Genomic DNA, 12,177 nt, shown 5'->3' on the forward strand with positions numbered 1-12,177 from the left:
AAGGCGTTCCGATGGGGACGTCTTTATTCTATTGGACTGAGGCCGACCGATTGGACGGGTCGGTGTGGAGGAACGATGAAAAAAGTGCGCATTCCATTCGACATAAAAACGCTGCCTGTTAGCTTGCAGCCCTATATTCAGACAGCTGCCGTCTATGACAGCAGCTCCTCGGAACAGGCCAAAACCCTGTACATCGAGGGAGCGAACCAACCGATGTTTTTAAAGATAACGAAACGGGATGAACTTAAGAGAGAAGGATTGATGTCGGATTATCTCCACGGAAAAGGTCTGGCTCCCAAGGTGCTGGCTTATGAGCAGCATGGCGAGAACGATTACCTGCTGACCGTCGCCCTGCAAGGGGATGATGGGGTATCAGGGGGACATCTGGAAGATCCGAAGAGGCTGGCTGCCGTGTTCGGGGAGAGTTTGCGTTTTCTCCATTCTATATCTGCTGCCGACTGTCCATTTCCGAATCGAACGGCTGAACTTATCCAGGAGTATCGGGAAAGTTTCATGAACAAAGCGGGAGATATCGAAGGGTTTCCGGGCGGAAGAGAACAGGCTCTATTAAGCCTGGAGAAGCTGCAGGGAACGGAGGACCATGATGTGCTGCTTCACGGCGATTATTGTCTACCGAATCTGATTATGAGGAATTTCCAGCTTGAAGGTTTTATCGATCTGGGTTATGGCGGGATCGGAGACCTTCATTACGACCTCTATTGGGGAATATGGACGCTGCGATATAACCTGGGGAGCGATGACTACAAGGATATTTTTCTCGACCATTACGGCCGGAACGATGTCGATCCGGAGAGATTGGCATTATGGACTGCACTGACAGAGAGTATCTAGGTGGAGAGGGAGATGCACATGAATTCATATCATATTCGAGTCGCTGGCCGGGAGGATGAATCTTTTTTGCGGGAAATGCTGTACCAGTCTCTGTATGTGCCCGAGGGAGAGGAGCCTTTTAGCAGGGATATCCTCGAGGAACCGTTTATGAAAAAATATGTGGAGAACTGAGGGCGAGCGGGCGATTTAGGCTATATTGCCGTGAATGCCGCAGGCAAGCCGATAGGCTCGATTACGATCCGTCATTTTGATGAAGAGAACAAAGGGTTCGGTTATGTGAGTGATGACATTCCGGAACTGGGCATGGCGCTGCTGCCGGAATCCCGCGGGCAAGGGCTTGGAACCGCCCTGATGAAGGAAATGTTCAGAGGAATGAAGGAGCAGGGGATCCAGAAGGTATCGTTAAGCGTCGCTCCCGAGAACACGGCCGCTATGAAATTATATGAGCGTTTCGGATTTCAGGAGGTAGGCGTGAGCGGAACATCTATCACGATGGTTGCGGATGTAATCTGAAACACGAGAATTGGGGATTAAATAATGAAGATGGGGGATCACGATGCTGGTGTACGAGGCTGGACCGATTACGGTTCGCGAGCTGGAGGAGAAAGATGAATTATCCTTAGTTTCTTGGTTGTCGAATCCGGATGTGCTGCAGTATTACGAGGGACGGGATAATCCTCATGACGTGGAGCGGGTGCGGGAGCATTTCTATGTGGATGATGATGAGACCCGCTGTATTATCGAGTATGAGGGGAAACCGATCGGGTATATCCAGTTTTATCTTCTGGATGAAGAGACGTTAGGCGAGTATGGGTATAACGGGAGTGATGCAGACTGCAGAACATTCGCCACGGATCAATTCATCGGGGAGCCGGATTATTGGAATCGAGGCATCGGTACGAAGCTCGTGACTTCCATGATGGAGTATCTCGTGTTTCAAAGGCAGGCTGACTGGATCGTGATGGACCCGCAGGCTTGGAATGAACGGGCGATTGCTTGTTACGAGAAGTGCGGCTTTCGGAAGATCAGGCTGCTGGAGAAGCATGAACAGCATGAAGGAGAACTGCGAGACTGCTGGATTATTGAATATCGGGCGGAGCGAAATTAAATACATTTGGACATAGAGGGATGGGCCAGTGTGGCTCATCCTTTTTTGCTCCGCGCAAACGCACAAAAAGTAAAATTCGTTCCAAAATGCACATTTCTCTTTCTTATAAGCGGCAAGCGACTTTTTTACAATGGAGGTATCCAGATTCTACGTTCAACAGCATCGGTCTCAAATAGAGATACAAGTGAAATGTGGTGCTAAGCAAAAATGCCCAGGAGGAGAGACGTATGAAACGAACAAACAAATCTGCCCATCTTAGCATGGCAGCGAAAGAGCAAATTGCCGGATATTTATTTGTTGCTCCTTTAATGCTTGGGCTGTTTATTTTGACATTAATCCCTGTCATTGGGTCTTTGCTGCTAAGTTTCACGAATTGGAACTTCGTAGCCGGGATGGGGGCAATCAAATTTGCAGGACTGAGTAATTTCGTCACCCTATTCAAGGACAGTGCATTTGTGCAAAGTTTGGTTAACAATCTGGTCTTCATTATTACCGTTCCTGTTACCATGATTTTGGCCTTGGTACTTTCGGTACTGATTGACCGGCAGGTCTATCTTAAGGGTGCTTTTAAGGTTATTTACTTTCTTCCCTATATTTCAAGCATTGTTGCCGTCGCCATGGTGTGGCAGGTTCTATTCCACCCATCTCTTGGCCCGGTGAATAAGTCGCTGATGTCCCTTGGGATAGATAATCCGCCGAAATGGCTTGCGGATATCGATTTTGCACTGCCGTCCCTGATGATGATTCAGGTGTGGATCCTATTAGGGTACAACATCATCATCTATATTGCCGGATTACAGTCCATCCCAAGAGACCTGTATGAAGCTGCCGAGATTGATGGAGCCAATGCATGGGTAAAATTCCGCAGCATTACGCTGCCGTGCATATCGCCGACCACCTTTTTCTTATTAGTGACAGGGATCATCGGTACCTTCAAGATTTTCGATCTAATCCAAGTGTTAACACAGGGCGGACCGGCTAATTCAACAACCGTCATCGTATATGAGTTGTACGATACAGCCTTCAACCAACTAAAGACAGGTTATGCCTCCAGTATGGCTCTGATCCTGTTCCTGATCTGTCTGCTGATCACGGGTGCACAGATGCTAGCTCAGAAGAAGTGGGTCAACTATTAAGCAAATTTCAATGAGAGGAGAGGTATCCCATGAAAGTAAATATATCCAAATTGATTTGGACGATCGTTATGGCCTTAATCGGTGTTCTGTTTATTCTTCCGTTTGTATGGATGTTGTCAACCTCCTTTAAACCGGAGATGGATGTGTTCAAATTTCCGATTGAATGGATCCCGAAAAATTGGAATGCCGTAGAGAACTACCAGACGGTATGGAGCGGACAGTTCGTACGTTATTATTGGAACTCCATTTATATCACGATCGCTACGACCGTCATTAATGTGTTTGTATGCGCACTTGCAGCCTATGGCTTCTCCAAGCTGCGTTTTCGCGGCAGAGATGCCATGTTTGTGCTTGTTCTGGCTTTGTACATGGTTCCGCCGCAGGCTTCGCTGGTACCGCAGTTCTTATTGTTCAATTGGATGAATCTGATTGATACCCATGCGGGTCTGATCCTGTTGAACAGCTTCAGTATTATTGGGGCATTCATGTTGAAACAATTTTTCATGGGCGTAAACAATGAATACATCGAGTCCGGCAAAATGGATGGGGCGGGTCACTTCCGAACCTTCTGGCAGATTGCTCTTCCGCTTATCCGTCCGGGTGTCGCTACTTACGCTATTCTCCGGTTCATCTGGACATGGAACGACTATCAGTATCCATTAATTTTCCTGAAGTCCAAAGATCTGTTTACGATCCAGCTCGGCATCCGACTCTTTGGGGACCAATATGGGGATGTATATTCCCTCATGATGGCTGGCGCCGTATCGGCCATATTGCCTCTGCTTATCATTTTTGCGATTGGTCAGAAGCAGGTTATCGAGGGCATTTCGCTTGGCGGAGTCAAGGGCTGATAAAAAGTCAAAATAGTTTGGCTTCCGTAAAAATAGGGAACTACGCTAAAAGATCGATCATGATAGGATGATTTTGTAAGCACTTACTTCTATGAATAACGGGAAGCAGTTACTTTCGAGGAGGGTCAATATGAAAATCAAGAGATTATCGGCGATGTTGTTAAGCTTATCCTTTGCGCTTGTTGTTTCGGCTTGCGGAGGTGGAGGCAGCACGACGTCTGATTCGGCCGCTCAAGGCAGCGCAGACTCAGGCAAGGAAGCAGCACCTGATCAAATTGTGTTGAAATTAAGCACGTGGCAGACAGATGCAAAAGCGCAATGGAGCAAGATTATTCCCGAGTTTGAGAAGAAGTATCCAAACATCAAGGTAGAGCTGGATCTACTGAACGAGAAGGGCGATTCGCTTGCTTCCATGCAAAAACTGGACCTGATGGCCGCTTCGAATGACCAACTGGACATCGTTGAGCTTCCTTATACGAATTATTCGCAGCGGGCAGATATCGGGCTTTTTGAACCACTCGAGAGCTACATAGAACAAGATGGCTACCAATACGATGATGAATACTTGGTGGATACCAGAGTCAACGGCAAAATTTACGCACTGCCATCCTCCATGCAGCGCTGGTTCGTTATCATGAACAAAGCGATGTTGGAGGAAGCGGGTCTGCCGATCCCTACGGACTGGACGTGGAAAGAGTTTGAGGATTACGCGAAGAAGCTGACCAAGGGGGACGGTGTCGAGAAACGATATGGCGCTTACCTGCACAATTGGCCGGATTACTTCCAGCTGCAATTGATGAGTAAGCCGTCTGATAACACGTTTCTTAAAGGCGACGGAACATCCAATGCGAAGGACCCACTGCTGAAAGCTAATCTGGAAATGATGAAGCGAATGATGTATGAGGATAAGAGTGCGAACCCGTACGAAGATATTATTTCGCAAAAGCTGGCTTACCGTAATCAATACTTCAACGGGCTTGCTGCTATGCTCCCTATGGGCGATTGGATGGTGGCGGAGTCTGGGGGAACGGACGCCATTCCGGCTACCTTCGAAACCGTATTTGCACCTCTGCCTAAACTGGAAGGGGAAAGCAAACATTACTCCCCGGTACAACCGACATATATGGCAGTGGCAGCAAAATCCGAAAATAAGGAGGCCGCGTATCAATTCGTCAGATGGTATACGTCCGAAGGTCTCGAAATAGGGGGAAGAGTATTCTCCGGCTGGGCCAAGTCGGATACGGATAAGCTGATCGATACAATTGTAGGCTCCTCGAAAGATCCATCGAAGATCGATGTGGAGTCACTGAAATATACGATTAATAACACGGTGCCAGGATCAGCTCCGGTGCCTGTAAAATATGCCGAGGAAGCAAAGAATGTTGTGATTCCGGAAGCGGAGCTGTATATTCTGAATAAGCATGATCTGGACAAAACGATCGACAGCATCGATCAGAAGATTACCGAGGTTGTAAATAGTAATAAAAATTAGGCTGAGTTCGCAAGAATGTGATATGCCTAATGCATTAACAGGATACGAGGATGGTTAAGGGGAAAACTCAGGTTTTCCCTATTCCAATTCATTAAGATTTGAGGACTGCATCTGTGATGATTCCCAAATTTTCATTGCGAAAAAAATTAATCTGGTCAGCACTGTTATGTTTTCTGCTCCCTCTGGGCGGAATATATTGGGTTACCAATTATTTAACCAAGGATCTTCTGCTGGATAGGGCCATTGTGAGCTCTGAGGATGCACTAAAAGCGGTTCAATCCGATGTGAATAGCGTTCTGGATCAAACATTGGAGCTGTCCAACATGGTGCTGACGAACTCGGAGATCAGACAGCAAATTATGTCCAGGCAGAAGCAGGGCACGCAGGAATACAAGAATGAGATCCTTGTAAACTACAGCCGCTTGATCCGGCTGCTCGATGAGCTCTTTAGACAGCATGATGATTATTATGTCACCATCCTTGGAAAGAACGATTTTACATATACCAATTATTCGCACAACGACTTTAATCCGGCCATCTTATCCAAGCAGCCGTGGTTCGCGGAGCTAAACCAAATTCCTTCGTTCTCAACTTATTGGGTGGGATTACAGGACAATTATTTTAATGCTGCCGACAAGGATTCCTATCTGATTACGATCGGGCGACCGATAAGAACCTCCTCCAACAGCATCATCGGTTATGTCATCATCAGCGTGAATGAACGTAAGATCCGCAGCCATCTTCAGAGCGGCTCTAATTCAGACCAGGATATGATGCTGCTGGACGAGAAGGGTGTGGTTATCTCTCACTCCGATCCGTCCCTTATCGGAAGCAGGATGACCTGGTGGAATCAGGATGAGCCTGCACGAACGATTGAAATGGACAGCCGGGAATATGTATACGCGGAGCAGTCCATTCGTCCGAATACTTGGAATCTGGTCAGCTTAATTCCGTTATCATCAGCCGTCTCCAAGTATAAACAGATTTTATTAATCAGTTTTGGGCTGCAGGTGCTTTTCTTTACCTTATTCTGTCTTCTTCTGATGGTATTGATTTCGGCCTTTACGAAGCCAATGAGGGAACTAAGCAGCTTCATAACCCGCATTGGCCGGGGGCAGCTGGATATCCGCTCGGGCATACGCGGCAACAACGAGGTGACTCAGCTGGCACGGACGATTGATCATATGCTGGACAGGATCGAATCCAATATCGAGCAAATTACCGTGGAACAGGCCAAGAAGCGAAAGGCCGAGCTGGAGATGCTGCAGGCTCAGATCAACCCGCACTTTATGTTTAATCTTCTGAATTCCATCCGGCTTAACATACTGATCGAAGGGGATAAAGAGAACGCCGAATTGATTGCTTCCTTGTCTTCCCTGCTGCGCATGACGATTAACCGCGATAATGAATTTATTCCGCTTCATGAAGAGGTGCAGACGGTTCATCACTATATCCGGCTCATGAATTTCCGGCATGCCAACCAGGTGAGACTTGAGGTGAATTACGAGGCAGGCTGCGAGCAAGCGTTAGTTCCGCGCTTCATGATTCAACCAATCATTGAAAACGCTATTATTCATGGCTATGAGCAGTTTGCCGGGGTCATCTTCATTGAGGCGGTCCATATCACTGAAAAAGGAGCCAACGACATCAGCATCACGGTCCGTGACAACGGGATCGGTATGAGTGAGGCTACGCTTCAAGAGCTGCGCGCCAATGTGGACTCGGTTCAGGGAGCAGCAGCACCTGCCAAAAAGGGATTTTCCGGCATTGGTGTCAAGAATGTATTTCAGCGCCTTCGTCTGATCTACGGAACGAACGCCCAACTGGAGATTCACAGTGAGCAGGACATTGGAACAAACATCACGTTAAAGTTTCCATTCGAGGTGGAGAGAGGTGAGCATGGTGTTGACAGCGATTCTGGTGGACGATGATTATCCTGTTGTACGCTATTTGTCACAAAGCATTGCGTGGATAGAGCTGGGTGTTGAATTGATCGGTTGTTACTCGAACGGCTTGGAGGCTTGGGAGGATGCGCAGCTTAAGCAGCCTGACATTATTATTACGGATATCGGGATGCCCAAGATGAATGGCCTGGAGATGCTTGAAAAGTTCAACACAGTGAATCCCTTGTTTCGAGCCGTCATTTTATCCTGTCATAACGAGTTCCATTATGCGCAACAAGCTATGAAGCTCAAAGTGAGTGATTATATTCTAAAAGAAAGCTTGGATGTAGAGCAGCTGCAGCAGCTGCTGCATAACATCGCCGTTGATCTGAGCGAGGAGAAGCACAAAGCGGCAGAAGTGATGATGTATATGCAGAAGGAATCGCTCAACCGGTCCGCGCTAAAAGATCAATTGTTGAAGGATACCCTGTACCAGTTATCCTGGACAAAGGAAGCATGGATTAAGCATGCCCGGTTAAATGGTGTCGACCTTCAGGCCAGATATTACTTGCCTTTCGTTGTTTCTATCGACCGCATGCCCGAAGTTTCAAGGACCCGCAAAATGAACGATTATACGATTGCATTCGCGGTCGAAAATGTGCTGCAGGAAGTGCTCGATTCAATGCACCGCAGCGTTATTTTTCATTACAGCAACAAAGAACTGGTTGTTTTCATCTGTTGCGAGGACCCTGTTAAGGAACAGCAGATACTCTACTATTCCCTGCAGCGGGCGATAACGGCCATGAAACAATATTTGAAAATATCAGTTACCTGCCTATTGGGAAGGGAAGCCGCAGCACCTGAAGAGCTTCGGCTTATATTAATGCCCATGCTCAAGGAATGGAGCCATCGCTTCTATCTGGAGGAATCCAGCATCTGCCGGTACGAGAAGGCGTCCTTCACCAGCGGAGATATGTATGGAGAGTATGCCGTATTCTTCTCGCGGATCAATGACATGCTGGCCTTGAATCGGCCTGAGCACGTAGAGGAGATTGTAAAGGAATGGGCGGCATGGGTGGAGACGAACCGGTTCCCTCCTGCGGATGTGAAAGAATGGGTGCTGCAGCTGCTCATGGATTTACAGATGAAAACGAAAGTGACATTACAGGTTCAGGACAGCATAACCGAAGAGAAGCTGTATGACGCGATCAACGATATTCATTCCATGGAACATCTGCGGAGCTGGATCATGGCATATCTAACGGAGCTCTCCCGCAGATTAAGCGTATTATCCATCCGCTCTAAGCGTTCTGAGATCATCCGGGCACAGAAATATGTGATTCAGCACGTGACCGAGAAATTGACGCTTGAAGAGATGGCGGGTTATTTAAATTTGAACTCAAGCTATTTCAGCCGCTTGTTTAAACGTGAAACGAACCAGAATTTTATCGAATATGTCAATATGGTCAAACTCCAGAAGGCAAAACAGTTGCTTCAACAGTCTAATAAGACCGTCGAGGAAATATCGGACTATCTGGGTTATGCCAATAAGAGCTATTTTATCAAATTGTTCAAACGGGAAATTGGCATGACGCCGAGCGAGTTTACGTCTTGGAGTTAATTTTTAGCGATAGGAGGAGAGAGTGAGATCATGGAACAGACACAAGGATCGTTACAAGGCTTTCCACTTCGCACCAAAGCCGATCTGCAAAAGGCCGTGCTGGATACGCTGGAGCCTTTGAAGCGGCGGTTCACGTCGGGATATGCCGGACTAACGCTTGGATCAACAGCAGCCATACATAATGACGCCATCGCACTTATGGAGGCTTTTGCCAGACCGTTATGGGGATTGATCCCCCATGCGAGCGGGGGAGGCGAATCGGATTTATGGCCCCTGTACCTGAAGGGCATCGTGAATGGTACGGACCCGAAGCATGCCGAATATTGGGGAGAGTTTACGACCCAGGATCAGCGTATGGTCGAGCAGGCGGTATTCGGATTTGGACTGGCGCTTGCTCCACATAAGCTGTGGGAGCCATTGCAGGAGCAGGAAAAGCAGCGGCTGTACCGGTGGCTCAATCAGATCAACCTCGTGGATCATTCCAATCCGAACAATTGGCTGATGTTTACGGTGCTTGTAAATATGGGCTTCAAGAAGGTGGGCATGCCTTACAATCAAGCCATTATAGATGAGTATCTCGATATCATCGATACTTACTATTTAGGCGATGGATGGTATTCCGACGGCAAGACGGACCAGCGGGATTATTATATTCCGTTTGCTATGCACTTCTATACGCTGATCTACGCGAAGCTGATGGAGCATGACGATCCTGAACGTGCACGGATTTATAAGGAGCGGGCGAAGATGTTTGCAGAGCAATTCATTTATTGGTTCGCCGAGGACGGAAGCAGTCTTCCCTTTGGACGAAGCCAGACCTATCGCTTCGCCCAGGTCTCCTTCTGGTGTGCACTCGTATACGCCGGCGTCGAGCCATTCTCCCTTGGTGTGATCAAAGGGATCATTATGAGGCATTTGCGGTGGTGGTTTGCCCAGCCCATCTTTACGATAGACGGCTTGTTAAGTATCGGATACGCCTACCCCAATTTGATCATGGGAGAGAGCTACAACGCTCCAGGATCACCATACTGGGCGTTTAAATCATTTCTCATATTGGATTTGCCGGATGATCATCCGTTCTGGACCGTGGATGAGGAGCCCTTGCCAAACTTGAAACCGGTGTCATCCCAGCCTCATGCCAGAATGCTGGTATGCAAACCGGAGGATGATGGGCATATAACGGCTTTGGCATCCGGTCAAATGGCTAACTTTGATATGGCACACAGTGCAGCCAAATATGCAAAATTCGCCTACTCTACTCGATTTGGTTTCAGCGTTCCCAAAGGGTATTATGGCCTCGGACAGGGGGCTTATGATTCGATGCTGGCTCTAAGCGAATGCGATGAGCATTATCGTGTACGGCGCTTTTGCGAGGAGTTCCGCATCGAAGAGCAGTATGTATACTCCAGATGGCTTCCTTGGCATGATGTCGAAGTGCGGACATGGCTGATTCCTGCCGGACTGTGGCATATACGGATTCACCATATCCATTCAAGCCGCTGCTTAACTGCGGCTGAGGGCGGATTTGCCGTGGGAAGGATGACTGATTTTGCCCTAAGCGAGATCGAGGCGGTCAAGGCGGAACCTGAGCGGATGGCTGCGATGATGCCGGGTGGAATCAGTGGAATCGTAAATGTGCAGGGATACAGTGGCGCGGTCATGGTTTACCCGGAGGCCAATACGAACCTACTCAAGCCGAGAACGATGATTCCGACGTTAACCGTCCAGCTGGAGCCGGGCGAACATGTTTTGATATCGGCCGTATACGGAGCTTCAAACCGCGAGGACAATCGGAGACGCTACGACCTGCCTCCGATTGTAGAGCGCACACTCGAAGGAAACATCGTCGTTATGGATGCCGAGAACGGAAGCGTCCTATTTCGTTTAGTCATATAGCACAAACAAGCATATGAGCAAGGGGAGGATGAACATGTGGAAAAGCGCAATTGACGATGCCATTCAGAAAATCAAGCAAAATATTAGGAAGCATCCGGGGAAGTTGCCGCATATTATCGAGGGCCAGCGATACGAGTGGGGCGATAATAACGACTGGATCGAAGGGTTCTATGTCGGGATGATGTGGCTTGCCTACGAGTATGGACAAGATCCCTTCTATAAGGAGGCGGCTGAGTCTTACCTGACCAATTTTCAGGATCGGCTGGATCGGCATGTGGCATTGGATCATCATGACATCGGTTTTCTATATTCACTGTCTGCGGTAGCGCAGTGGCGTGTAACGGGGAGCGATGCGGCTCGTATGACGGCACTGCAGGCAGCGGATACCTTGCTGGCACGGTGGCGCCCGAAAATGGGAATTATACAGGCATGGGGCCCAGCGGATGATCCTGAGAACGGGGGACGGATGATTATCGATTGTCTGCTGAATCTCCCACTGCTGTTTTGGGCTCATGAGCAGACAGGTGAAACGAAGTATTATGATATTGCCATGAAGCATGCTTTGCAGAGCCAGAAGTTTCTGGTGCGTGGGGACGGGTCCTCCTACCATACGTTCTATTTTGGCGTTAACAATGGAAACGCACTTCGGGGCGGTACCCATCAAGGGTACCAAGACGGATCGACCTGGACACGTGGTCAGGCCTGGGGGATATACGGTTTTGCACTGGCTTACAGATATACGAAGCATGAGGCATTTTTGGATACGGCCAAGCGTCTTGCCCGATATTTCATCGAACGTATGGCTGAGGATGCGGTTGTCTATTGGGATTTTGATGTGCCGATTGAGGAGGGCACACCGCGCGACAGCTCGGCATCGGCTATCGCAGCGTGCGGATTGCTGGAGCTTCTGGAGCTTATGGAAGACCATGATTCGGACCGGGCGCTGTTCGAGGATGCGTTGAACCGCAGCATGAGCGCATTGGTGGAGCATTATTCAACGATGGACCTGCCGGATGCGGAGGGGCTGGTGAAGCACGGCTCTTACCATGTGAGGGGGGACAGGGCGCCGGATGATTATATGATCTGGGGAGATTATTTTTATTTGGAAGCGCTGGTCCGGCTTGAACAAGGAATTAAAGGCTATTGGTACGAATCTTAAAGCTGAAATATGCAACGGGTATGTACCTCTGTCGGCGATCTGCCTGCAGAGGTTTTTTGTGATCAGACGAACGGGACGAGGCAGCGGAATCAAAGAGGTAAAAATCGTGTGGCATCCGTCAAATTTGTTCATTATATCTGTTTTTTTACTTTCCTATAATAAGGTTGATTCTAAATGTA

At 48.3% G+C, this 12,177-nt stretch carries 11 protein-coding genes; all 11 read left to right on the top strand.

The genetic code is table 11. The annotated features are described in order from the left end of the window. Positions 1–75: 75 nt before the first annotated feature. The 11 genes from CRG97_RS00750 to CRG97_RS00795 all read left to right on the top strand — a co-directional run bounded on the left by CRG97_RS00750 (position 76) and on the right by CRG97_RS00795 (position 11,998). The gene (locus tag CRG97_RS00750; RefSeq protein ID WP_098741303.1) at positions 76–852 is read left to right on the top strand and encodes an aminoglycoside 3'-phosphotransferase; all 777 of its coding nucleotides are present in this window, start codon (positions 76–78) and stop codon (positions 850–852) included. An 18-nt stretch (positions 853–870) separates the two neighbouring features. Next, positions 871–1,023, top strand: coding sequence for a hypothetical protein (locus tag CRG97_RS33425; RefSeq protein WP_237566236.1), 153 nt, complete (start codon positions 871–873; stop codon positions 1,021–1,023). A 30-nt stretch (positions 1,024–1,053) separates the two neighbouring features. Further along, on the top strand, positions 1,054–1,365 hold the full coding sequence (locus CRG97_RS33430) for a GNAT family N-acetyltransferase (RefSeq protein ID WP_237566237.1): 312 nt from the start codon (positions 1,054–1,056) through the stop codon (positions 1,363–1,365). Positions 1,366–1,408: 43 nt separating this feature from the next. Next, the gene (locus tag CRG97_RS00760) at positions 1,409–1,960 is read left to right on the top strand and encodes a GNAT family N-acetyltransferase (protein WP_098741304.1); all 552 of its coding nucleotides are present in this window, start codon (positions 1,409–1,411) and stop codon (positions 1,958–1,960) included. Positions 1,961–2,187: 227 nt separating this feature from the next. Next, positions 2,188–3,096 (top strand): carbohydrate ABC transporter permease, encoded by a 909-nt coding sequence (locus CRG97_RS00765; RefSeq protein WP_098741305.1) that lies wholly within the window; start codon positions 2,188–2,190, stop codon positions 3,094–3,096. Between the two features lie 29 nt (positions 3,097–3,125). Next, a complete protein-coding gene (locus CRG97_RS00770) occupies positions 3,126–3,947 on the top strand; it encodes a carbohydrate ABC transporter permease (protein ID WP_098741306.1) in 822 nt (273 codons plus the stop codon). Between the two features lie 130 nt (positions 3,948–4,077). Then, complete coding sequence (locus CRG97_RS00775; RefSeq protein WP_098741307.1) at positions 4,078–5,439, top strand: ABC transporter substrate-binding protein; 1,362 nt, start codon at positions 4,078–4,080, stop codon at positions 5,437–5,439. A 116-nt stretch (positions 5,440–5,555) separates the two neighbouring features. Beyond that, a complete protein-coding gene (locus CRG97_RS00780) occupies positions 5,556–7,370 on the top strand; it encodes a cache domain-containing sensor histidine kinase (protein ID WP_237566239.1) in 1,815 nt (604 codons plus the stop codon). Beyond that, positions 7,339–8,943, top strand: a complete 1,605-nt coding sequence (locus tag CRG97_RS00785) for a helix-turn-helix domain-containing protein (RefSeq protein ID WP_237566240.1) — start codon at positions 7,339–7,341, stop codon at positions 8,941–8,943. The genes CRG97_RS00780 and CRG97_RS00785 overlap by 32 nt, the downstream gene beginning before the upstream one ends. A 30-nt stretch (positions 8,944–8,973) precedes the next feature. Continuing rightward, positions 8,974–10,839, top strand: coding sequence for a DUF2264 domain-containing protein (locus CRG97_RS00790; RefSeq protein WP_098741309.1), 1,866 nt, complete (start codon positions 8,974–8,976; stop codon positions 10,837–10,839). Positions 10,840–10,873: 34 nt separating this feature from the next. Then, complete coding sequence (locus CRG97_RS00795) at positions 10,874–11,998, top strand: glycoside hydrolase family 88 protein (RefSeq protein WP_202618845.1); 1,125 nt, start codon at positions 10,874–10,876, stop codon at positions 11,996–11,998. The last annotated feature ends 179 nt before the right edge of the window (positions 11,999–12,177 follow it).

Source organism: Paenibacillus sp. EZ-K15, assembly GCF_002573715.1.
In the GTDB taxonomy this organism is placed as follows: domain Bacteria; phylum Bacillota; class Bacilli; order Paenibacillales; family Paenibacillaceae; genus Paenibacillus_AQ.

Excerpts from the sequence above, each read along its gene's own strand:
- CRG97_RS00750 (WP_098741303.1), top strand. The coding sequence starts at position 76 with ATGAAAAAAGTGCGCATTCCATTCGACATAAAAACGCTGCCTGTTAGC.
- CRG97_RS33425 (WP_237566236.1), top strand. The coding sequence starts at position 871 with ATGAATTCATATCATATTCGAGTCGCTGGCCGGGAGGATGAATCTTTT.
- CRG97_RS00760 (WP_098741304.1), top strand. The coding sequence starts at position 1,409 with ATGCTGGTGTACGAGGCTGGACCGATTACGGTTCGCGAGCTGGAGGAG.
- CRG97_RS00765 (WP_098741305.1), top strand. The coding sequence starts at position 2,188 with ATGAAACGAACAAACAAATCTGCCCATCTTAGCATGGCAGCGAAAGAG.
- CRG97_RS00770 (WP_098741306.1), top strand. The coding sequence starts at position 3,126 with ATGAAAGTAAATATATCCAAATTGATTTGGACGATCGTTATGGCCTTA.
- CRG97_RS00775 (WP_098741307.1), top strand. The coding sequence starts at position 4,078 with ATGAAAATCAAGAGATTATCGGCGATGTTGTTAAGCTTATCCTTTGCG.
- CRG97_RS00780 (WP_237566239.1), top strand. The coding sequence starts at position 5,556 with ATGATTCCCAAATTTTCATTGCGAAAAAAATTAATCTGGTCAGCACTG.
- CRG97_RS00785 (WP_237566240.1), top strand. The coding sequence starts at position 7,339 with ATGGTGTTGACAGCGATTCTGGTGGACGATGATTATCCTGTTGTACGC.
- CRG97_RS00790 (WP_098741309.1), top strand. The coding sequence starts at position 8,974 with ATGGAACAGACACAAGGATCGTTACAAGGCTTTCCACTTCGCACCAAA.
- CRG97_RS00795 (WP_202618845.1), top strand. The coding sequence starts at position 10,874 with ATGTGGAAAAGCGCAATTGACGATGCCATTCAGAAAATCAAGCAAAAT.